Raw genomic sequence first — 22,356 nt, 5'->3', positions numbered from 1 at the left:
CCTTATTTCGAGTATCGAATATTACGAGTGGCGAAATAAACGATTGAATAAAAACCCAGCTAGGGTTTTATTCAATCGGAATGTTTTTCATTTTAGGTGTTGAAACCTTTTCTTCTGTTTTTTGTTGTGACGTAGCAATGTGATTCATAATCTTTTGGAAGATTTGTAGTAAAAATGCTTTTTCTTCTTCCGATAATGCTTCGGTCACTAGGTTAAAATAATGGGCTGCATTTTGTTTTACTTCTTGAACGAGCAATACGCCGTTTTCTGTTAAACGAATTAATACAATGCGTCGGTCATTTTCGTCACGGTATCTTTCAATATATCCCTTTTTTACAAGACGATTTACAACACCTGTCGTTGTACTCATCGGTATATCAAGAAGGTCAGCGATTTTTGTCATTGTAATATCTGTATTTCGCTCCATCCAAAGTAAACAAAATACTTCAGTTTTAGAAAGTGTTAAATCTAAGCTTACCCATTCTTCAGGATAGAAAAGTTTCTTGGCATTATCTAGCAGTAAGTCTAAAAAATGTTCGTATTGCAACAATTAATTCCACTCCCGTATATTTCGAGGTTCGTAATATTTGTTTTTATTTTATGTAGAATTGAAATAAATGTCAATGGTTTCAATTGTTTTTTCGGATTAGACAGAAAATTCACCTTGAAATATTATTCTTTTATGAAAGATTTATAAATATAAAACTAGAATTTACATAAAGTGAAACTTTAATCAGTGGGGATTTTCTTCATCCCCACTGATTATTAGTTGAACCAATCGGACTTTTATGGGCAGTTGATCCCCCACCTAACTTCTTTGCTTTCGCTGAATTTTGAGGTGGGGGTCTTACTGCCCATTAAAGTGGGATAAAAATTCATCATAGTAAATATACTTATCTATAATAGATGTACAGCTAACGAGGGGGAGAACGATGAGAAGACGTAATACGCAAGCGTTCACGTTTTTAGCATGGACTTCATTTGTTTGCGCGCTTTCAGGTATGCTAATTGGGATTTATACGCTAGATGAAACGCTTAGTGTAAAAGGATACTATTTAATTGGAACACTATTTTTAACGATGTCTTGTTTTGTATTACAAAAAACAATTCGTGATAATGAAGAAGATAACGAGAGATTTCCGAAAAATAAACCGTCAGATAAAGAGTAAATCGTAAAGAAAGGCGTTTGCCTTTCTTTTTTTATGTAAAAATGCTGTAAGTGCCGTGTGTTGACTTGCTTGAAGTACTGAAAATTTGGTATCATCAATAGTATTGTAGATTGAACGATATATTATGGAGGTGGCCTAGCCGTGTCAAGAATTTCCGTTGAGAATGTAAAGCACGTAGCACATTTAGCACGTCTTGCAATTACTGATCAAGAAGCAGAAAAATTTCAAAAACAACTAGATGCAATTGTTACATTTGCAGAACAGTTAAATGAATTAGATACAACAGATGTAAAACCAACAACTCATGTATTAACTATGAAAAATGTTATGCGTGAAGATGTACCAGAAAAAGGTTTACCAGTTGAAGAAGTATTAAAAAATGCACCGGATCACAAAGATAATCAAATCCGTGTTCCAGCAGTATTAGAATAGAGGAGGGGAATTTCGATGTCATTATTTGATCATTCAGTATCAGAGTTACATAAGAAATTAAACAACAAAGAAATTTCCGTTACGGATTTAGTAGAAGAATCTTACAAACGTATTGCGGATGTTGAAGATAACGTAAAAGCTTTTCTTACATTAGATGAAGAAAACGCACGCGCGAAAGCGAAAGAATTAGACGCGAAAATTGGTGCTGAAGATAATGGTTTATTATTCGGTATGCCAATCGGTGTTAAAGATAACATTGTAACTAACGGTCTTCGTACGACTTGTGCAAGCAAAATGTTAGCAAACTTCGATCCAATTTATGATGCGACAGTTGTGCAAAAGCTAAAAGCTGCTGACACAATTACAATCGGTAAATTAAATATGGACGAGTTCGCAATGGGTTCTTCAAATGAAAACTCAGGTTTCTACGCTACGAAAAATCCATGGAACTTAGATTACGTTCCAGGTGGATCTAGTGGTGGTTCTGCAGCAGCTGTAGCAGCAGGAGAAGTATTATTCTCTCTAGGTTCTGATACGGGTGGTTCTATCCGTCAACCAGCTGCATATTGTGGCGTTGTAGGTTTAAAACCAACCTACGGACGTGTATCTCGTTACGGATTAGTAGCATTTGCATCTTCACTTGACCAAATCGGACCGATTACACGTACAGTAGAAGACAATGCATACTTATTACAAGCTATTTCAGGTCTTGACCGTATGGATGCAACTTCTGCTAACGTTGAAGTAGGAAACTACTTAGCTGGTTTAACAGGCGACGTTAAAGGTTTACGCATTGCTGTACCGAAAGAATACTTAGGAGAAGGTGTTGGCGAAGAAGCTCGTGAGTCAGTACTAGCTGCTTTAAAAGTATTAGAAGGTATGGGCGCAACTTGGGAGGAAGTATCTCTTCCACACTCTAAATACGCTCTAGCAACGTATTACTTATTATCTTCTTCTGAAGCATCAGCTAACCTTTCACGCTTTGATGGTGTACGTTATGGTGTTCGTTCTGATAATGTGAATAACTTAATGGATCTTTACAAAAACACACGTAGCGAAGGCTTCGGTGATGAAGTAAAACGTCGTATTATGCTTGGTACATTTGCTCTTAGCTCTGGTTACTATGATGCATATTACAAAAAAGCACAACAAGTACGTACATTAATTAAAAACGACTTTGAAAATGTATTTGCTAACTACGATGTTATTATTGGACCAACAACGCCAACTCCAGCATTTAAAGTGGGCGAAAAAGTTGATGATCCAATGACAATGTATGCAAATGACATTTTAACAATCCCAGTAAACTTAGCAGGTGTTCCAGCGATTTCTGTTCCATGTGGATTCGGTGCTAACAACATGCCACTTGGTTTACAAATCATTGGTAAACACTTCGATGAAGCGACAATTTACCGCGTTGCACATGCGTTTGAGCAAGCAACAGACCATCATACAAAAAAAGCAAGTCTGTAAGGAGGCGAGCATAGATGAATTTAGAAACAATTATTGGTTTAGAGGTTCACGTTGAGTTAAAAACAAATTCGAAAATTTTCTCTGCGAGTCCAACAGAATTCGGAGCGGAACCAAATACACAAACAAGTGTAATTGACTTAGGATACCCAGGAGTACTTCCTACTTTAAATAAAGAAGCAGTTAACTTTGCAATGAAAGCTGCAATGGCATTAAACTGTGAAATCGCAACAGAAACGAAGTTTGACCGTAAAAACTATTTCTATCCAGATAATCCGAAAGCTTACCAAATCTCTCAGTTTGATAAGCCAATTGGTGAAAATGGTTGGATTGAAATTGAAGTAGACGGTAAAAAGAAACGTATCGGTATTACACGTCTTCATTTAGAAGAAGATGCTGGTAAATCAACGCATACAGCTGACGGCTCATTAGTAGACTACAACCGTCAAGGTATGCCTTTAATTGAGATCGTATCTGAGCCAGATATGCGTACGCCAGAAGAAGCATATGCATACTTAGAGAAGTTAAAATCAATCATTCAATACACTGGCGTATCTGATTGTAAGATGGAAGAAGGTTCCTTGCGTTGTGATGCGAACATTTCCCTTCGTCCAGTTGGACAAGAGAAGTTCGGTACAAAAGCGGAACTGAAAAACTTAAACTCTTTTACTTACGTACAAAAAGGTCTTGAGTTTGAGCAAGCTCGCCAAGAAAAAGAATTATTATCTGGTGGTATCATCCAACAAGAAACACGTCGTTATGATGAAGCAACGAAGAAAACAATCTTAATGCGTGTGAAAGAAGGATCTGATGATTACCGTTACTTCCCAGAGCCGGACTTAGTTGAACTTTATATCGACGATGAGTGGAAAGAAGCAGTTCGTGCTTCTATTCCAGAACTTCCAGATGCACGTAAAGCTCGCTACGTTGCAGAATTAGGCTTACCAGCTTATGATGCACACGTATTAACATTAACGAAAGAAATGTCTGATTTCTTTGAAGCAACTGTTGCCGACGGTGCTGATGCGAAATTAACATCAAACTGGTTAATGGGTGAAGTACTTGCATACCTAAACAAACAACAAAAAGAATTAAAAGACGTTGCATTAACGCCTGCTGGTTTATCTAAAATGGTTCAATTAATTGAAAAAGGTACAATTTCTTCTAAAATTGCGAAGAAAGTATTTAACGAATTAATTGAAAAAGGTGGAGACCCAGAAGAAATCGTTAAAGCGAAAGGCCTTGTTCAAATTTCTGACGAGGGTACACTTCGTAAAGTTGTAACAGAAATTCTTGATAATAATGAGCAATCTATCGAAGACTTTAAAAACGGTAAAGACCGTGCAATTGGCTTCTTAGTTGGTCAAATTATGAAAGCTACAAAAGGACAAGCAAATCCACCGCTTGTTAACAAAATCTTACTTGAAGAGATTAATAAGCGATAATAGTAGTAACTTTTAAAGATTAAGCAGAAAAACACCCGTACATGGGTGTTTTTCTAGGTTAATCAAACGTTTGTTTAAATGAGAGAAAATTATTTAAACAAACGTTTGATTAACTGTCAAAAGTGGAAAAATGTTTGTATAGCAACTATGGTATGATAGTTGCAAAAAGGTGGGAATAATGATAAATCTAGAAATAGAGGTTTTTTCATCTCATGAAATAATAGATAATTATTATTCGTTATATGTAAATTGTTGTGAGGAAATAGATGGACATAAATTTTTTGTCAAATAAAACAAAACCATTGAAATGAATATTTACTTTTGATGGGCTACACGAATCGGGTTCTTACTGCCTGTTTGAGCGAGATAAAAGAAGGATAGGAAGATGAGAGGAGGTAGGCATGGGAATACTGAATAGAAGTTCGGTATGTTCTTTGTCGATACATAAAGAAATTTCCTGTGCTAATAAATGATGAAGCGAGCAAGAATTATTTATAATCCTACTTCTGGGCGTGAGCTATTTAAGAAGAGCTTACCGGAAGTATTACAAAAATTAGAACAAGCTGGATATGAAGCATCTTGTCATGCGACAACGGGTCCTGGAGACGCAACTGTGGCGGCGAGGCAAGCTGTAGAGCGTAAATTTGATGTTGTTATTGCGGCTGGTGGTGACGGCACGTTAAATGAAGTCGTAAACGGTCTAGTTGGTCATGAATTCCGTCCGAAATTTGGAATTATTCCAGTTGGAACGACAAATGACTTTGCACGTGCAATCGGTGTACCTCGTTCTATTGAAGAGGCAGCGGATATTATTTGTGAAGGAAAAACTGTGCCATTAGACCTTGGTAGAGCAAACGATACATATTTTATTAACATCGCTGGTGGCGGTCGTATTACAGAATTAACATATGAAGTACCAAGTAAGCTAAAGACTGTATTAGGACAACTTGCTTATTATTTAAAAGGTATCGAAATGCTACCATCACTACATCCAACATACGTTGAAATTGAGTATGATGGAAAATTACTACAAGAAGAAATTACGATGTTTTTAATTACGAATACTCGTTCAGTGGGTGGCTTTGAAAAGGTAGCACCATATGCATCGATTAACGATGGCTTATTTGATTTATTAGTGCTGAAAAAAGGTTCGATTGCAGACTTAATTAAAGCTGCAACACAAGCGCAGCGTGGTGAACATATTAACAATCCAAAAGTACTATACACACAAGCGAACCGAATTAAAGTGCATTCACCAGATAAACTAATGATTAATTTAGATGGTGAATATGGTGGAGATGCACCGATGGAATTCGAAAATATGTATCATTGTCTGGAACTATTTGTTCCTGAACATCAAGAGGATGCCCTGTAAAGGCATCCTTTTTTATTATATAGAAGAATTGTAAATTTGAAGTTAGTTTGATTTTCATGGTATTTTTACAATTCGTTTATTTTATATCCATATTTTATTGATACACTGGAGGATATAAGAAACGAGAGGTGGGGTGTTATGGAGAAGGTAAAAGCAATACTATTTGATAAAGATGGAACATTAATGGATTTTCATTCAATTTGGATAAAAGTGGCTGAAGAACTTGTGGCTGAATGTATAAAATTATACCAACTGCCACAATCAATGCAGCCGACTTTATTGAAAGAAATCGGTGTGGATGGGGTATTTGTTCACCCACGTAGCGCAATAGCGGCAGGAACAAGCCTTGATGTGGCAAAGGGGCTTTGTAAGTATATTACGTCATGTAAGGAAGAGGAAATGCATGAGTGGGTAAGTGAAAAGTTATTTTCTCTTATGTATGAGCATCGTTCCTATATGAAAATGACGGCGGATTTACCGAGAGTTTTACAAGGTTTAAAGGATAGAGGATTTATTTTAGGCGTTGTTACAGCTGATGATTTCGCACCGACAGAATTATTTTTAAAACAGTATCAATTAGAGTCTTATTTTGATTATGTTGTAGCTTCAGATACGTTTCCGGCACAAAAACCAGATAAAAGAATTGTAGAATCGTTTTGCGAAAGGTTTCATTTAGAGGCGTGTGAAGTAGCGGTCGTTGGAGATACACCAACTGATTTATATTTAGCGAGAAATGGCGGTGATTGCTATGCAATTGGAGTGCTATCTGGTACGGGAGACCGTCAAACGTTAGAACCACTTGCTGATTTAGTAGTGCAATCTGTTGGTGAGTTTATTTCTCATTCGGGTGAGTTCATTTGGGAACAAGGAAAGTCTAATGTGTAAGAAAAATAAGTCTATAAAGACTCTTAATGAGTCTTTATAGACTTATTTTTTATGTTGAAATAGAAGGCATATAGGATGAATGCTTGAAAAGAATGTTGGCATACATTTTGCAATGAAAAGAGAAAACAATGTAAAGAAAAGGATGGGATACGTAATGAACACAAAAAAATTTGCTAAAGTAAATGAACAAATTCCTGGACCGAAAGCAGCGTCTTTATTAGAACGCCGCCAAAATATAGTACCAAAAGGAGTAAGTAACGGCATCCCAACGTTTGTACAATCTGCAAATGGTGCTCTTGTAACAGATGTTGATGGCAATCAGTACATTGATTTCGCGGGAGCAATTGGAACAATTAACGTAGGACATTGTCACCCAGCTGTGAAAGAAGCACTCCATAAACAAGTAGATCAATACATTCATACTGGATTTAATGTCATGATGTATGAGCCATATATTGAATTAGCAGAAAAACTTGCGGCATTAGCGCCAGGAAGTTTTGATAAGCAAGTACTATTTCTAAATAGTGGTGCAGAAGCAGTTGAGAATGCGGTGAAAATCGCTCGTAAATATACAAAAAGACCTGGTATTATTGCGTTTTCTAAAGGTTTCCACGGACGTACATTAATGACAATGACGATGACAAGTAAAGTAAAACCATATAAATTTGGATTTGGCCCATTTGCACCGGAAGTATATAAAGCGCCATTCCCATACGAATATCGTCGCCCAGAAGGACTAACTGAAGAGCAGTACGATGACTTTATGATTGAAGAATTTAAGAATTTCTTCATATCAGAAGTAGCACCAGAAACAATTGCAGCCGTTGTTATGGAACCTGTTCAAGGGGAAGGCGGATTTATCGTTCCAAGTAAGAAGTTTGTGCAAGCAGTACGCAATATTTGTTCAGAACACGGCATCTTATTTGTAGCGGATGAAATTCAAACAGGATTTAGTCGTACCGGAAAATATTTTGCCATTGATCATTATGATGTCGTTCCAGATTTAATTACGGTATCTAAATCATTAGGTGCTGGTGTACCGATTAGTGGTGTTATTGGGCGCAAAGAAATTATGAATGAGTCTGCACCAGGAGAACTTGGTGGAACGTATGCAGGAAGCCCGCTAGGATGTGCGGCAGCATTAGCAGTACTTGATGTAATAGAAAAAGAGAATTTAAATGATAGAGCGATAGAATTAGGAAAAGTCGTAATGAACCGATTCGAAGAGATGAAAAATAAATATAATTGCATCGGTGATGTGCGTGGTTTAGGAGCAATGTGTGCATTTGAGCTCGTTCAAGATCGTAAGACGAAAGCACCTGATAAAACGTTAACAGCTAATTTATGCGCAGAAGCAAATAAACGTGGCTTACTTCTACTATCAGCAGGAACATACGGTAATGTTATTCGTGTGCTAATGCCATTAGTGATTACAGATGAGCAACTGGAAGAAGGATTAACAATCATTGAAGAATCGTTGCAAGTCTGTTATGAGAAAGCAAATATTGCTCGTGTTTAAAAGTTAAATAATAAAACAGCAAACATTCTAGCTGACTCTATATAAAATGCAGAAAATTCACTTTATAATAAAGGTATTGAAGTGAATCGATGGATTGGAAGTTAGGGGTGGCTAGGATGGTTGCAGAAAAGGAACGAGTGTTAATGGATTTACAAGATGTATTTGAATATGCGTTTGACGAAATTTTTGTGACTGACGAAAAGGGAATCGTTGTACGTGTAAATAGTACATGTGAAAGGCACTATCAATTGGCTGCAAAAGAGTTAGTAGGTAAACATGTAAAAGAATTGCAGAAAGATGGTATCTTTTATCCATCAGCAACGTTAGAAGTAATTGAAAAAAAGAGGCCAATCGAACTAGTTCAGACCACAAAATCAGGAGAGTATTTACACGTTCGTACAAGGCCTGTTTTTGATGAAGAGGGCAATTTAAGAAGAGTAATTAGTTACTCTCGTGATCTTACAGAACTCTATCAATTACGTCAAAAGGTAGAAGAAATGGATAATCAGTTAAAAACATATAAAAAAGAATTAAGAGAAACATATGAACATGAAGGACTTATTTTTAAAAGTATCGCTATGCAAAAAATAGTCGAGACAATCAAGAAAGTATCCGTAGTAGATAGTACGGTTCTCGTTTTAGGTGAGACAGGAGTAGGAAAGAGTCGATTGGTGCGTCATTTACATGAAGTGAGTAACCGGAAGAATGAAAGTTTCTATGAAATTAACTGTGCGGCATTGCCGACAAATTTAATTGAATCAGAGCTTTTTGGATACTCAGGCGGATCCTTTACAGGTGCGAATCGTGAAGGGAAAAAGGGACTATTAGAATCAGCGCATAAAGGAACGCTATTCTTAGATGAAATTGGCGAAATGCCGCTTGAAACTCAAGCAAAGCTTTTGCAAGTGTTGCAAGAAAAAACGTTTCGCCCTATAGGCGGAAGAGAATTAAAAAAGGTGGACGTTAGAGTTGTAGCGGCAACAAATAGAGATTTAAGTATGATGGTGAAACAAGGAACATTTCGGAAAGATTTATATTATCGTCTGAATGTCATTCCCATTGTAATCCCGCCACTACGGGAAAGAACAGAAGACATTTTGCCACTTATTTATCATTATTTACAACACTTTAACGAGAAATATGGTAGAAATGTAAAATTAGCGCCTAGCACATTACAAATGTTTGTTGGTTACCCGTGGGAAGGAAATAATAGAGAGATTGAAAATGTGATTGAGCGAATTGTTATAACTGCCGATGATATCGTTACGATAGAAGATTTACCAATAGCGATGCAAGAATCAACGGTTGAACAGTCCGGTCAAAGTCTCTATAAAATGTTAGAAGAAGTAGAACGGAATATTATTTTGAAAGCATATAAAACATATGGATCGAGTTATAAGGTAGCGGAGTTTTTAAAAATAAGTCAATCTGCTGCGACTAGGAAAATAAAGAAACTTATAGAGGAGGAAGAGAATATTGGATAAAAAAGCGACGTTTGTAAATGTAGAGAAAAAGGCGATGTATATAAATGGTGAGTGGATTACATTGCAAGAGCAAATCGAAGTAAATAATCCAGCAACGAAGGAAATATTTGCGACTGTACCAAAGGGCGGGGTAACAGAGGCAAAGCAAGCTGTTGATGCTGCGCATGAAGCTTTTAAATTATGGTCTAAGTTAACAGCGGCAGATCGTGCAGCGAAATTAAAAAAATGGTTCACACTTATTGAGGAAAATAAAGAAGAGATTGCAGCGATCATGACGAAAGAACAAGGAAAGCCGTTTGCAGAAGCGCTTGGTGAAGTGAATTATGCAAATAGTTTTGTTGAATGGTATGCAGAAGAAGGAAAACGCGTATATGGTGAAATGATTCCTGCTTCTCATCAGAATAAACGTATTTTAGTCATGAAGCAACCAGTTGGCGTTATGGCAGCTATTACGCCTTGGAACTTCCCGGCTGCTATGATTACGAGAAAGGTAGCTCCGGCGCTTGCAGCAGGATGTACAGCGGTTGTAAAACCTGCAAGTCAAACGCCGTTAACTGCGTTAAAATTAGCTGAATTAGCTCATGAAGCAGACATTCCAAAAGGCGTAATAAATATTGTAACAGGTAGTGCGAAAGCAATTGCTGATACGTGGATGGAAGATGGGCGTGTTCGAAAAGTGTCCTTTACAGGATCAACGGAAATTGGGAAAGAGTTAATGGCTAGTGCGGCACAAACGATGAAAAAGGTTTCACTTGAGTTAGGTGGTCACGCACCGTTTATTGTTATGAATGATGCAGACTTAGATAAAGCAGTAGAGGCAGTAATCGGTTCGAAATTCCGTAACGCAGGACAAACGTGTATATGTACAAACCGAGTATTTGTTCAGGAAGAAGTTTACGAAGTATTCGCAGAGAAGTTTCAAAAGGCAGTAGGGAAGTTGAAAGTAGGAGACGGTTTCGGTGACGGAACGACTGTAGGACCACTTATTGACGAGAATGCAGTTTCAAAAGTACAAGAACATATTGAAGATGCTATTCAAAAAGGTGGAACAGTTTTATATGGTGGTCAAAAGGTTGCAGAGCTAGACGGACACTTTATGCAACCGACTGTAATTGGATTGGCGAATGATACGATGCTTTGTATGAATGAAGAAACATTTGGACCGGTTGCACCAGTTGCGAAATTTAAAACGGTTGAAGAAGTAATTGAGCGTGCAAATAATACGCCATATGGTTTAGCAGCGTACATTTTCACGAAAGATATTAGTCAAGCATTCCAAATTAGTGAAGCGTTAGAGTACGGTATTATCGGTTTAAATGATGGCCTCCCATCAGTTGCACAAGCACCGTTCGGTGGGTTTAAAGAAAGCGGTATTGGCCGTGAAGGTGGTCATTTCGGTATCGAGGAATATTTAGAAATTAAATATATTTCATTAGGACTATAAGTAGTATACTAGAATCTCTATAAGGTAACAGAGAAGGAGATTCTAGTATGGTATATTGGCTATTATTACTTGTAACAATTATTTTTGAAGTAGCTGGAACAATTGCAATGAAATTATCGAATGGTTTAACAAAGCTCGTTCCAAGTGTACTTATTTTCGTATTTTATGGAATTTGTTTCAGCGTATTTGCTATCGTCGTAAAGAAGATTAACTTAAGTATTGCTTATGCAATTTGGTCGGGCCTCGGGACACTTCTTATTACGATTATTAGTGTGTACTTTTTCAAAGAGCATATTAACTTATTCCAAGCATTTTGCATTTTATTTATTGTTTTAGGAGTAATTGGACTGAAAGTGTCATCGGCATCATGAAAGCTATCTTTTGTAGAAGATAGCTTTTTTCTATTTGTGCAGTTAGCAATTACTACGACAAAATATGACAAGAAAAGGTAAAGGGGGTTTGTTATGGTATATGAAATGTTGTCTTATGTGGAGGGAAGAGAATGTTCACGATAAAGTTTAAAAAATAGGAAAGATAGTGGACGTGATGGTTTTCCCGATGAAAAATAATAGTAAAAAGGACATACCTTTTGCATTTTACGAATTTGAGATTATCGATACGGGTTCTGGTGCAAAAATAAAGTACATGTATTCCTAGCAGGATTGCATTTTATGCTACTCGCCCAAACAACTGACAAATGAATTTTTTCTGATTTTGAATATAGTGGTCCCGTAAATAAACCTGTACTTTTTGGATTATATACATGGCTTTAAAATAGCTCAATATAGAAATCACTGTTTTGAAATGATTCAAGTCCAACATAGAATGCACAATCTTTTTAATAAAAAGATTGTGCATTCTACTATATTGTTGCAATATCTAACTTGCTTTAGTTTAGGTATATGTTGATTTTCTTTTAACTCTTGGAGTAGCTACAGAATAGGCAGGACTCTTATCTTCTGTTATCACATAAATTTTGAGGGGAAGTGAAAAAGCGCTTGGCTGATTATTTATCTCTTGACTGACTTAGATAAGGCTCAATTGTATAATCTTCTGAATCGACTGCAAGATATAATTATATATGTTTATATTTTATATAAATATATTTTTATCAACTCTACAAGAGTCATTTGTTGGCTTCAGGTTCATTGTGTGAGCAATTGATAATCCTTTTTCTCCATTATTTCCACCATGTTATGAAAGCTCAACTTATATTACTGTTAATAAGATTGGTCACGGCTGATAAGGCTCTCGTTTGAACAAATTCTCTCTGACAGTTACATATAAAATTATGAAGGGGGATTAGGTTCATTTTCAAAAGTAGTGATAGATGTAACTGCAGTTTTTTTAGATACGTAATTTAGAGATGAAATAACTGTAAATATTAATAACGAAGTTTGTAAAACCAATAGAAATTTTTTCATAAAAAATACCTCCGGAATAAATGATTTAATATATATCACTTTAAAATACTGCTAGCAATTTCAGTTGACTTTTGATACGATTTTTTATTTTGAAAATGATTAAAAGCTAACTTTCCATATTCTTTTGCTTCGCTTATACAATTATTTTTTGTAAAGAAGGGTAATGCTTCTTCATAAATATAATCATATAATTGATCATCTTGATTATATTTCATTAGCAATATATTAAATAAAAGGTAATATTTCTTTTCTTTTATTTGCTTAGAAATAATGATTCCATCTAATATAAATTTTTTTAGTGTATTACAGTCATCTATGTGATTCTTTAGTTTGAATGAACAGTGTATATAAGAATATAATGAAGTTAAGTATATATAGGAATTCTTATCTTTTAACTGCATAGACATGCGATAATAGTTAGCAGCTTGTTGGTAGTCTTTTAAAAGTAAGTAATTATAACCAATGTTATGATATATTTTAGATTTTCTTTCTGAATCATCCATATCCCTCAAGAGTAAAAGAAGCTTTTGGAATTTATCTAAAGATTGTTCAATACCGATTCTTTCACCAGAGCTCAGCAATAGTGCTAATAGCATTTCTGCGTCAATAATCCTTTTGAAATTATTGTTATATCTAAAAAGGTCTAGTGCAATTATTATATAATGATAAGAATTTATGTAAGATTTATTATGGTAATATGCCAAGGATAAATAATAAGAATAATCACCATCTTTATCTATTAAATTGTCCAGTTTATTTAAATAAGTTAAGGATTTAACAGAATCACCAGACCATGTATAGTATACACCTAAGCAATAAATAAGTGAATTGAAATCTGATTCTTCCAATAATTTTTGATTTTCCTCAAGGAATTCAGCCAAATCTTTTGCTTCTTTCTTTAAATTCATCATTAAAAGATACCTTAATTTATATAGTAAAACTTTAAATTTTAATGGGGTCAATTGTATATAATCATCCATATCCTCAAGCTTGTCTATTAATGTAGTAGCTGTGGGGGTATCAAGATAGACGATTGAATTGTAGAATTCTTCTAACAATTCTTCCGAATATTCATATTGATGGGTTTCCTCTTCTATTGAAATAGATAAACGTTTACAAATTAATTCAATAACATCACTTGTAACGTTAGTAGTGCCACTTTCTATCTTACTGAGATGCGTTATAGAACAAATCTCTTTACAAAGTTCCCCTTGAGTTATTCCTTTTTTTATACGGTTTAGTTTTATAATTTGGCCAATATTCATTAAAAGCCCTCCGTTAGTACATTAAATAAGTTTAATTAAATTTATAATATTATACTTTTAAATAATATCACTATAATAGGAGATTTGGGGGAAATTCTTTTGAAAAAATAGAATTTTATCCCAATTGAAAATGAATTTGATACTTGTTACATTTAAGTCAGGAAATGGTTACTGAATCGGTAATCACTTCTCATACATAAAAAAAGGAGGAAATGTCATGAACAAAACTGTAGAAAAACAAAATGCACTTAAAGAGGTAGCTAAAGCAAAAAATGAGAAAAAAGCATCTTTATTCACTGTTAAATCTGCACCTGCTTTAGGTCAAGTAGTACGCGAACAATGTTGTATTCGTTAGTTTAAAGAGAAGCAGTCCAAGCTAACAATGCTTGGGCTGCTTTCTTAATTTAAAATTAAGAATAGGAATCCTGTTATAGGAGGAGTTTATATATGGAAGTTACTTATTTGGGACATGCATGTTATTTAATAAAGATAAATGAATTAAATATATTAGTTGATCCTATACTTACCAATAGTTTTCAAGGGGGAACCGCAGCGGTTAGTCCGGCTTGTTCAATAAATGTGGACTCTTTACCATATATTGATGCTGTAATTATTACCCACTGTCATCCAGGACATCTAGAGGTGGATAGTTTAGCTTTATTACCCAATGAAACTGTAGTATTTTACCCTGCTGATCCTACAGTCGAATTAGTATTAGAGGGACTAGGTTTTAATAATCGTAATATCTTAAAAGCTGGCCAAGAAGTGGAGTTTGCTGGGGGGAAATTTATAGTAACAGGGACTACCACAAATGTACCAGAAATAGGGATTGTTTTTCAAGAAGCGGATGCAACCTGTTGGTATTTAGCTGATACCAATGTAACACCTGAAATTATCGGAAGTGTACTGGACGATGTAAAGACTATTGATTTCTTAATATGTAATTTTCCAGGATACCACCATCAATTCTTTACAGGCTCGCATTTAAGCTTCCCTATTAATGACTTGTCAACAACATTGGAACAAGTTTTACGTGTAAAACCTAAGCTTGTTGCTCCAAATTTTAGTGGTTTACGATATCTTGGAGATGCTTCATGGATTAATAGAATAATGTTCCCTATGTCACCAGAACTTTTTTTGGAAGAAGTTAGAAAGTTAAATACAAATCAACAAGTAGCAAATTTGTTACCTGGTGATGTAGTTATAGTTTCAGTTGGAAGTTGTAAGATACATAGCAGAAGATCTGAAATAATAAATTTATTGGAAGAAGTCCAGTTAAATTCCTTTGATCCTATGAAAGAAATCCCGTTATTAAAAGATCCTAATCCTGAAAACTTGGAATCGAAAGAATTAGAATTTCATACTCAAAATTTTCTTTTAAACGAATTAGTACCATGGATAAAGAATAATTGTGATAAACAGGGTAGTTTATTAGCTACATATAAACAGTTGGGCATAAAATTTAGATTAACGGTTATATATCCAAATGAGCTGGAGGAAAATTGGATTATTACCTTGAATAATCAAGAAATTAATTGTGTTAAATTAGAAAATTTAAAAGAATATTCTTTTCACTTTGGATTAAGAATAGCTGCTTCAGTATTAGATAGATGGCATAAAGCTGAAATACCTTATTACCACGTATATTGCTATGCACGTCCATATGGGCAAATATATAAAACCGGAGTAGCATCAGATAATAGTGTTTATGCTGAACAGGTTCCAACAAGGGATCTAGTTTCATTATATTTAAGCGGAAATACTGAAACGGTGTATCATCCTTGGTTACGTAAACAAATAGCTAAATATAGGGGTGTTATAGCATGAAAATAAAACAGTCTTCGGGTTTAATGGTGTTAAATAAGCTAAATAACTTAGAGGTTTATGATTCTATTAGTTTACAGCGCTGGACAGAAGAAATGTTAAATCAAGAAACGCTTGTTTCCTTACTATCTTTTTGTAATGAATGGAGAGAGGAAAGAGAAGTTATAGAATTAATATCGAGTGAGAATAAAGTTGGGGAAAATATAGCTAAAGATTCCTTGGATGAATTGTTATCATTAGGTTTATTAATTACTGAGGAAAATCAAAATCATAACTATACAGGTGAGCATGGTGAACATTGGTTGGGAAAAGGATGGAAAGAACCGTTTGTCTATCATTTTCACACTAATAAAATTCCAAAAGACGATTATAGTTTAGATCCAAAAGGACTAGATGATAAAGCTTCAATGAAGAAATATTTAAGCGAAGAAAATCCCCCTGATAACTATAAAGTAATTAGCGGGCCAAGCATCGAGCTTTTAAAAGATGAAAAGCTCGAACATAAGTCATTAACTACTATTTTTAACGATCATGTAGGGATGTATCGTGATAGCAGGGCTCTTTCATTCCAAGAATTTTCTCGACTTATGTATTTATCATTTGGAGAAACGAGTAAAAGGAAACTTCCTGTCACTGGAGATCATATAGCTAAAACGGTTCCTTCTGGTGGAAGCCGTCATCCATCTGAAATTTATACAATTATCTCCGACGTAGAAGGTATTGATATGGGTTTATATCATTATAACGTTAAAAATCATGCACTAACTTTGATAAAAGAGGGTGACTATAGAGAATTTGTCCAAGAGCATATTATTACGCATCCTGAACGTCCTAATTTTAAGGTAAATGTATGTTTTGTATTTTCAACAATATTTGATCGTAGTATGTATCGATATCGAGAATCAAGATCTTATCGAGTTATGCAATATGATTTAGGGCATTTAATGCAAAATTTAGCATTTATATCAAGTTCTTTAGATAGAAGTTCTTACAGAGGATATTCTTTACATGATAGCAAAGTAGATGAATTTTTGGGGATCGATGGTTTAATGGAATCTACTATGACATTTGCATTAATAGGATAAGGAGGACTTAATCATGGTATTAAAAATTGCTACAGGAAATTTACAACTTAATCCTTTTTTTCGGATTCGTTTAGGATCACCTATTACGTGTGATCTTTTTTTAGAGAATAAAACACTTGAATTACCGAGTCCGTTATATTTAAAGCTGTTTACTAAATTAACCAATCTAATATCAAAAGAAGAAATTATTACAGTGATTCAACAGACTTTTTCATTAGATGATGCTGAATCTAATGAAGTATTAGATAATCTAATTTCCAACAAATTATTGGTGGATTCTAAATACGGTGATGGAAAATTACAAGGGATTCAGCATTGGATTGATAGGGGTTGGTTGGATGCTTTATTATTACACTTAAAAAGTTGTGACTTAGAGTTTGATGATAGTACTAATGATGAACCTGATAACTTTAATTCTGAGGGATTTCGGGAGTTAATAAGGCAAGAAGGTTTACCTGAATTTTGGAAAGAAATTAAAGGTATTAATACTGTAAATTTACCAAACCCAACAAAACTACCAACGAATTATAGTTTTGATGAAATCCTTTTAAAAAGACGTTCTAATCGACCATGGAAACAGAAAATTATAGAATTGCAAGAACTTAGTAACATTCTTCATTACTCTAATATAGAAACAGTAAGATTAAGAACAGAAGCAGAAAAAAATTTAGAAGAAAAGCCAGAATTACTTCTCAATTCCGCATTTTCCGCATTAGAAACCTATTTTTTTGCATTTAATATAGAAGGTCTTGAGCCAGGACTCTATCATTATGATCCTAAAAATCATGCTGTTATTTTAATAAAGGATGGTATGTTTAGAGATGAATTGGTTCATATGGTTATCGGACAAGACCGCCCTAGAAATGCAGCATGTGCTTTTGTAATATCAGCAGTATGGAGCCGATATATGTACCGATATCGTCATCCTCGTGCTTATAGAACACTATTAGTAAATATTGGGGAATTAGCTCAAAAGTATCTTACCCTTGGCACAGCGTATGATTATAGTACGTTTTTAACGCCAGCATTACGTGATGAATATGCCGATTCTATGTTAGAGGTTAACGGTTATGAGGAGGCACCTTTGTATGTCGTCGCAATCGGTTGATCAACAAAATTTAAACGTGTTACAAGCAATGAAAGAATATGCGTGGGCTTCAAATGCATATCATTTTGTTTCTAGTTTTGGCGAATTTAATGAACCGTGTGCTCCCTTTTTTGTATCTTCATCAGATAATGGAGAAATAAAGAAATGGGATATTAATACTAAATTATTGGAGGCACCTTTACATGAAGCACTTACTAGAAGGAAATCTTCAAGAGATTTTGGAGATGACCTTTTAGATTTGGAGAAATTATACACTCTTCTTTGGTCTACGTATGGTTACACTTTTACTGATAATGAAGGGGAGCATAGGACAGTTCCTTCTGCTGGGGCGTTATTTCCGTTAAGAGTGTATGTTATTTCCTTAGGGATAGAAGAACTTAATAAAGGGGTCTATCAATATAATCCATTAAATAATGAAATAAATATTATGGATAATGTGGAACTTCCTCAAAATTTATCAGATTGGTTTCTAACTAAACATATTGACTATGATAAAGCAAGTGCAATCATTTTATTTGTAGGACAAATGGATAGAATTTGTCCTAAATATGGGGAACGAGGGTATCGTTATTTATTACTTGAAGCTGGACATGCTGCCCAGAATTTATGTCTAACTTCTTCAATTTTGTCAATACCTACTGTCCCTGTAGGAGGATTTAATGATTCAATGATTAATCAAGCATTGCATTTAAAAGAAGATTGTGAAGTAACAGTATATAGTGTGGCCTTAGGGAGGACTAAATAGTTGTTGTTAGAAAATTCGTCTTTTAACCTAAAAAATATTCAAGCTCCTTGTGAAGATTGTATTAAATTATGGATATCTTCTGTAGAGGATTATAAAAACATGGGTAATGTAGTTCTTGAGCCGTCCCCTTGTAACAAAAATAAATATCGAGAACTTGAAGTTTCATTTTCTAATGAGGGAGTAGAATACAAAGGTATTTATTTCCCTCACCCTGAATGTACAAGTCATTTAATATCATTACAAAAATATTCACTTGATATTATGGAATCTGGTATATGGAGTCCAATAAAAAAAATAATAAAAAAAGAAGACTGTGACGATGGTGTGTATATATATATAGCACTAATAGATTCACCATCAAATGTAAAATTTCCTTATTTAGTCGGGCGGGGAATTGATAATGATGAATCTTTATCACATATTAAAGCAGTTGCAGAAGCTTTGGAACGGTATAGTGCTTGTTTACCTCCACGTACAAGATTACATTATGGAAAAGCGAATGAATTTGAAAATGTAATTGTTAATTGTATTAAAAATTACACGAAGGACATTTGGTGGTGCGAAGGTGAAGATTTATTAACAAAACAATTAAAATACCTTCCAATTGAATATGTTCAATTAGAGAGTTTAAGTACTGTAAAAGATCCTATTTTCAATTCTGACTCTACTGGAATGGCCATTCATCCAAATTATAAAGATGCAATAAATATCGGATTGTCAGAAGTTTTAGAAAGAAAAGATTTATATGAGATAGTAACGCAAAGCTTTTCGCCAGTTTTGTGGGATAATTCTTCATTACCAGAAGAAGCGAAGAGGTTTATAACCTTATTTGAAAATCGTGGTTACAATACCTTAATAATTCCTCATAGTTCTGTAAAAGGATTTACCTCTTGTATAATTTTACTAGTTAAACAACACAAGACTAATAATGGACCTGCATTAATATGTGGGGCAGGAGGGGCATGGTCAAAAAAAGAATCTCTTCTCAAAGGACTAATGGAAGCCTATGTGCAGCTAATACATGGTTTAGAGGTAGGGGAATTAGACCGTCAAATTAGAGAATATAATTTTAGTGATCCTTACCATCATTTTTTATATTATTTTAATTCAGAAAACGCTAATAATCTATTAGAGAATTGGGGGATTTATCAATCTCTTCATGTTGACTTTAAAGAATATTCTGATTTTAAAACTTCACTAGAAGCTAAAGCGAAAGTTATAGAGAAAGAATTAGTTGTGGTAGATCGCGGAAATATATTAACTGATTTTCTTAATTTAAGTGCTATCCAGATCGTGGCACCTGAAATACCTAGGATTTCTCCTACTACATTAGGACCTGGAAATATGCCACATCCTTTTTCATAAGAAAGGAGAAAATATGAGTTTATACATAAGAAATCCCTTAACCTCAATTGTATATAGCTCAGGGGAATGGGTAATTATAAATTTTCAAAGTAACAAACAGTTAGCAATAGAAGATATGAATGAAGAATCAATGCATATATTGTCAAAAGTAAGTACATTTTGTAATCAAACAAAATCCCAAAAACAAATTATTGATTATATGATTAAATTAGGTATTAATGCCCCTGATGCAAGGCACATTTTTGATGAGTTTAACAATTTAGAGGTTATTGTAGAGTACTTTGATAATGATATATTAAATTTATTTGAAAAAAGCTCTCTTATTAATAGGGAGTTTTTTGAATACTTTTCAGCTAAAGATTCAATAAATCATGCGGATTATTCTAAACCTGATATTTATAAAGAAGATGCGGAAGATATGAAAAGATTTTTACAAGAATCTTCATATCCCGATATAACTAAAAGTTATTTGCATAATTTATTTATTAATTTGCCTCATCCAGCAACAAGTACAGGGACAGAGAGTTTATGGGAATTAGGGAACCTGTTGTTTTGGTCTGGAGGACGTTTGAGAAATGCAACATTTTTAGAAGTACTACCTGTAATGTTAAAACCAGTTCCCTCAAAAGGAGCAAGGACACCTTTCGAGTTTTATTTATCCGTTGGAGAAAATTGTAAATTACCTCAAGGCCTCTATCACTATAATGTAAACAATCATTATCTGTCGTATATTGGTGAAATTGAGACAGATATATCTGAAGGGAATTATACTCTTTTTATAACTGCTATTTATGATCGGTATCAGTGGCGTTATCGTTCTGGATGGGCCTATAAAGATTTGTTTTTTGAACTAGGTCATGTAAAGGAGACAATAAATTTTGTTGCCAGAGAATTAGATATCAAAGTATGCCCTACATACAAATATACTAATGCGTTTCTAGATGAGTTTTTATATGAAGAATGTTTATACTCTATTAAATTGAAAAATATATAAGGAGAAAAAATATGAAAATAACTACAGAAGACGTGTATATTGATTCAAGCAAGGATATAAATCATTCATTGTTAGAAGAATTAGTGAATTTTGATGTTTATTTACAAAAGTCCGCAAGTCATGAATTTCTGTTTGATAACATGTATAAATTGGAAGAAGAATTGTTAGAGCATGGAGTTAGTAAACGTTTATTAGAGGCTATAAAAGAAGGATTAAAATACAATCATTGGGATAATGCAGTATTAGAGTTTGGTTTAGCTCGTGAACAATCTATCAATTTTTATTTAGGACCAATGTGTGCGATGGAAGGAAAAGAGTTTAAGGATGGAATAATTTTAACGAAACAAACTTCAAATTCTTCTAAAATAGTTTCAAAGGTAGAGTCTTTATGTCATGAATTAGGTAATAGATTATTTGGCTTTCCATGTGATTTTCATGATCGTCATATAGAATTTTATGATTTATTGTTTAGTTCGGGACCTTTTTCTGATTCTAATGGGAAATATATTGCACTATTTACACCATTTTATTTAGGGCATTGGAAAGACTCAAACAAACAATTTCAGCATAAACGTTCTATATTATTTCATAATCTAGTCAAAATGAGGTTTTCGACACTTACTTTACCAGTTGCTAAAGCAAATATGAGAATTAATAATATTACACCTACTTTTATAGATGCTAGTAAACAGGATATTGATGATGCACTAACCTTATGGTTAACCCTACATGAATTAATACATGGAAGTGGGCCAATACCATTGTTTAACTCTTCTGTTCAAAAATTACCACTTGGATTAAAGTATGCTGGTATTGAGGAAATGAGAACGGATATGACAGTTTGGTTATTGTTAGATATATGTCAGGATCTCTTTGGAAATATAGCAAGATTAGCTCAGGAGATTATTGTCGCTGAAAGGATATTTAGGTCAGCCAGAGCTGGGTTATGGGCCAATCCAACTCAAGGATGGATACAGAAGAGTTCAGATGGAGAACAAGGTGCTTTGTGGTTGGCATTACTACTTCAACATAATGCTATAGAGTCTAATACAGACTTTATTAATATAGATTATGAAAAGACTAAAGAAACATTACAGTATATTCTTAGCGAGGTTTATGATATAGAATCTAATGCATTGAAATCAGAAAATGGACAACAGAAGTTATTAGATTATGCCGATAAATTAAGAGAAAGAATGTTTAGAAATTTAGATGGAGTATTAATTTATCCAAAGGAATCACTAAACTTTTTAAAACGAATTGAGAATCAACCTACTCATGTAGCATTAAATTACAGATAATTATTTTAAAATACATGTCTTT

At 34.2% G+C, this 22,356-nt stretch carries 20 protein-coding genes; 18 read left to right on the top strand and 2 right to left on the bottom strand.

Going from position 1 to position 22,356, the window contains the following annotated elements:
* Window positions 1–67: 67 nt before the first annotated feature.
* Complete coding sequence (locus FH036_RS17080) at window positions 68–550, bottom strand: MarR family winged helix-turn-helix transcriptional regulator (RefSeq protein WP_044821657.1); 483 nt, start codon at window positions 548–550, stop codon at window positions 68–70.
* A gap of 382 nt (window positions 551–932) precedes the next feature.
* Between FH036_RS17080 and FH036_RS17075 the strand changes: the two genes are divergently transcribed.
* The 10 genes from FH036_RS17075 to FH036_RS17030 all read left to right on the top strand — a co-directional run bounded on the left by FH036_RS17075 (window position 933) and on the right by FH036_RS17030 (window position 11,594).
* Entirely contained in the window at window positions 933–1,169 is a 237-nt protein-coding gene (locus FH036_RS17075; protein ID WP_001254394.1) for a YiaA/YiaB family inner membrane protein, read from the top strand.
* A gap of 141 nt (window positions 1,170–1,310) precedes the next feature.
* The gene (gene gatC / locus FH036_RS17070) at window positions 1,311–1,601 is read left to right on the top strand and encodes an Asp-tRNA(Asn)/Glu-tRNA(Gln) amidotransferase subunit GatC (RefSeq protein ID WP_000086999.1); all 291 of its coding nucleotides are present in this window, start codon (window positions 1,311–1,313) and stop codon (window positions 1,599–1,601) included.
* Window positions 1,602–1,616: 15 nt separating this feature from the next.
* A complete protein-coding gene (gatA, locus tag FH036_RS17065) occupies window positions 1,617–3,074 on the top strand; it encodes an Asp-tRNA(Asn)/Glu-tRNA(Gln) amidotransferase subunit GatA (RefSeq protein WP_000051445.1) in 1,458 nt (485 codons plus the stop codon).
* 14 nt (window positions 3,075–3,088) lie between these two features.
* On the top strand, window positions 3,089–4,516 hold the full coding sequence (gene gatB / locus FH036_RS17060; protein ID WP_001047674.1) for an Asp-tRNA(Asn)/Glu-tRNA(Gln) amidotransferase subunit GatB: 1,428 nt from the start codon (window positions 3,089–3,091) through the stop codon (window positions 4,514–4,516).
* Between the two features lie 469 nt (window positions 4,517–4,985).
* Window positions 4,986–5,891, top strand: a complete 906-nt coding sequence (locus tag FH036_RS17055) for a diacylglycerol kinase (RefSeq protein ID WP_000977677.1) — start codon at window positions 4,986–4,988, stop codon at window positions 5,889–5,891.
* Between the two features lie 138 nt (window positions 5,892–6,029).
* Complete coding sequence (locus tag FH036_RS17050; protein WP_139896022.1) at window positions 6,030–6,776, top strand: HAD family hydrolase; 747 nt, start codon at window positions 6,030–6,032, stop codon at window positions 6,774–6,776.
* Window positions 6,777–6,930: 154 nt separating this feature from the next.
* On the top strand, window positions 6,931–8,295 hold the full coding sequence (gabT, locus tag FH036_RS17045; RefSeq protein ID WP_180358383.1) for a 4-aminobutyrate--2-oxoglutarate transaminase: 1,365 nt from the start codon (window positions 6,931–6,933) through the stop codon (window positions 8,293–8,295).
* A gap of 116 nt (window positions 8,296–8,411) precedes the next feature.
* Window positions 8,412–9,779 carry a sigma-54 interaction domain-containing protein gene (locus tag FH036_RS17040; protein ID WP_000225165.1) on the top strand — a complete coding sequence of 456 codons (1,368 nt, stop codon included), beginning with the start codon at window positions 8,412–8,414 and terminating at the stop codon, window positions 9,777–9,779.
* Window positions 9,772–11,223: an NADP-dependent succinate-semialdehyde dehydrogenase gene (gene gabD / locus FH036_RS17035; protein WP_070805114.1), complete on the top strand. Its 1,452-nt coding sequence runs from the start codon at window positions 9,772–9,774 to the stop codon at window positions 11,221–11,223. The genes FH036_RS17040 and gabD overlap by 8 nt, the downstream gene beginning before the upstream one ends.
* 47 nt (window positions 11,224–11,270) lie before the next feature.
* Window positions 11,271–11,594: a DMT family transporter gene (locus FH036_RS17030; protein WP_002115657.1), complete on the top strand. Its 324-nt coding sequence runs from the start codon at window positions 11,271–11,273 to the stop codon at window positions 11,592–11,594.
* Between the two features lie 1,088 nt (window positions 11,595–12,682).
* Here FH036_RS17030 and FH036_RS17020 read toward each other — a convergent pair.
* On the bottom strand, window positions 12,683–13,912 hold the full coding sequence (locus tag FH036_RS17020) for a helix-turn-helix domain-containing protein (protein WP_001020656.1): 1,230 nt from the start codon (window positions 13,910–13,912) through the stop codon (window positions 12,683–12,685).
* A 217-nt stretch (window positions 13,913–14,129) separates the two neighbouring features.
* Here FH036_RS17020 and FH036_RS27170 point away from each other — a divergent pair, with 217 nt between their 5' ends.
* From FH036_RS27170 to FH036_RS16985, 8 genes are all read left to right on the top strand, one after another.
* Window positions 14,130–14,267 carry a hypothetical protein gene (locus FH036_RS27170; RefSeq protein ID WP_014481550.1) on the top strand — a complete coding sequence of 46 codons (138 nt, stop codon included), beginning with the start codon at window positions 14,130–14,132 and terminating at the stop codon, window positions 14,265–14,267.
* Window positions 14,268–14,359: 92 nt separating this feature from the next.
* Complete coding sequence (locus tag FH036_RS17015; RefSeq protein WP_014481551.1) at window positions 14,360–15,739, top strand: MBL fold metallo-hydrolase; 1,380 nt, start codon at window positions 14,360–14,362, stop codon at window positions 15,737–15,739.
* Window positions 15,736–16,821, top strand: coding sequence for a SagB/ThcOx family dehydrogenase (locus FH036_RS17010; RefSeq protein ID WP_000695082.1), 1,086 nt, complete (start codon window positions 15,736–15,738; stop codon window positions 16,819–16,821). The genes FH036_RS17015 and FH036_RS17010 overlap by 4 nt, the downstream gene beginning before the upstream one ends.
* Window positions 16,822–16,834: 13 nt before the next feature.
* Window positions 16,835–17,929 (top strand): SagB/ThcOx family dehydrogenase, encoded by a 1,095-nt coding sequence (locus tag FH036_RS17005; protein ID WP_000243160.1) that lies wholly within the window; start codon window positions 16,835–16,837, stop codon window positions 17,927–17,929.
* Complete coding sequence (locus FH036_RS17000) at window positions 17,910–18,674, top strand: SagB/ThcOx family dehydrogenase (protein WP_000098406.1); 765 nt, start codon at window positions 17,910–17,912, stop codon at window positions 18,672–18,674. Before FH036_RS17005 ends, FH036_RS17000 begins: the two co-directional genes overlap by 20 nt.
* Entirely contained in the window at window positions 18,675–20,039 is a 1,365-nt protein-coding gene (locus FH036_RS16995; RefSeq protein ID WP_139896020.1) for a YcaO-like family protein, read from the top strand. It begins immediately after the preceding gene.
* A gap of 13 nt (window positions 20,040–20,052) precedes the next feature.
* On the top strand, window positions 20,053–21,033 hold the full coding sequence (locus FH036_RS16990) for a SagB/ThcOx family dehydrogenase (RefSeq protein WP_014481552.1): 981 nt from the start codon (window positions 20,053–20,055) through the stop codon (window positions 21,031–21,033).
* Between the two features lie 11 nt (window positions 21,034–21,044).
* Window positions 21,045–22,334 carry a hypothetical protein gene (locus tag FH036_RS16985; protein WP_000705618.1) on the top strand — a complete coding sequence of 430 codons (1,290 nt, stop codon included), beginning with the start codon at window positions 21,045–21,047 and terminating at the stop codon, window positions 22,332–22,334.
* Window positions 22,335–22,356: the final 22 nt, after the last annotated feature.

This window comes from Bacillus sp. CD3-5, from assembly GCF_006349665.1.
GTDB classification, from domain to species: Bacteria; Bacillota; Bacilli; order Bacillales; family Bacillaceae_G; genus Bacillus_A; species Bacillus_A paranthracis.
Note: the sequence above shows the minus strand (reverse complement) of the source record. Positions and strands in the feature narration are given on the sequence as shown.

Bases quoted from the DNA above. Each gene is read 5' to 3' on its own strand.
- FH036_RS17075 (WP_001254394.1), top strand. From the start codon at position 933: ATGAGAAGACGTAATACGCAAGCGTTCACGTTTTTAGCATGGACTTCA.
- gatA (WP_000051445.1), top strand. From the start codon at position 1,617: ATGTCATTATTTGATCATTCAGTATCAGAGTTACATAAGAAATTAAAC.
- gatB (WP_001047674.1), top strand. From the start codon at position 3,089: ATGAATTTAGAAACAATTATTGGTTTAGAGGTTCACGTTGAGTTAAAA.
- FH036_RS17055 (WP_000977677.1), top strand. From the start codon at position 4,986: ATGATGAAGCGAGCAAGAATTATTTATAATCCTACTTCTGGGCGTGAG.
- FH036_RS17050 (WP_139896022.1), top strand. From the start codon at position 6,030: ATGGAGAAGGTAAAAGCAATACTATTTGATAAAGATGGAACATTAATG.
- gabT (WP_180358383.1), top strand. From the start codon at position 6,931: ATGAACACAAAAAAATTTGCTAAAGTAAATGAACAAATTCCTGGACCG.
- FH036_RS17040 (WP_000225165.1), top strand. From the start codon at position 8,412: ATGGTTGCAGAAAAGGAACGAGTGTTAATGGATTTACAAGATGTATTT.
- FH036_RS17030 (WP_002115657.1), top strand. From the start codon at position 11,271: ATGGTATATTGGCTATTATTACTTGTAACAATTATTTTTGAAGTAGCT.
- FH036_RS17020 (WP_001020656.1), bottom strand. From the start codon at position 13,912: ATGAATATTGGCCAAATTATAAAACTAAACCGTATAAAAAAAGGAATA.
- FH036_RS27170 (WP_014481550.1), top strand. From the start codon at position 14,130: ATGAACAAAACTGTAGAAAAACAAAATGCACTTAAAGAGGTAGCTAAA.
- FH036_RS17015 (WP_014481551.1), top strand. From the start codon at position 14,360: ATGGAAGTTACTTATTTGGGACATGCATGTTATTTAATAAAGATAAAT.
- FH036_RS17010 (WP_000695082.1), top strand. From the start codon at position 15,736: ATGAAAATAAAACAGTCTTCGGGTTTAATGGTGTTAAATAAGCTAAAT.
- FH036_RS17005 (WP_000243160.1), top strand. From the start codon at position 16,835: ATGGTATTAAAAATTGCTACAGGAAATTTACAACTTAATCCTTTTTTT.
- FH036_RS17000 (WP_000098406.1), top strand. From the start codon at position 17,910: ATGTCGTCGCAATCGGTTGATCAACAAAATTTAAACGTGTTACAAGCA.
- FH036_RS16990 (WP_014481552.1), top strand. From the start codon at position 20,053: ATGAGTTTATACATAAGAAATCCCTTAACCTCAATTGTATATAGCTCA.
- FH036_RS16985 (WP_000705618.1), top strand. From the start codon at position 21,045: ATGAAAATAACTACAGAAGACGTGTATATTGATTCAAGCAAGGATATA.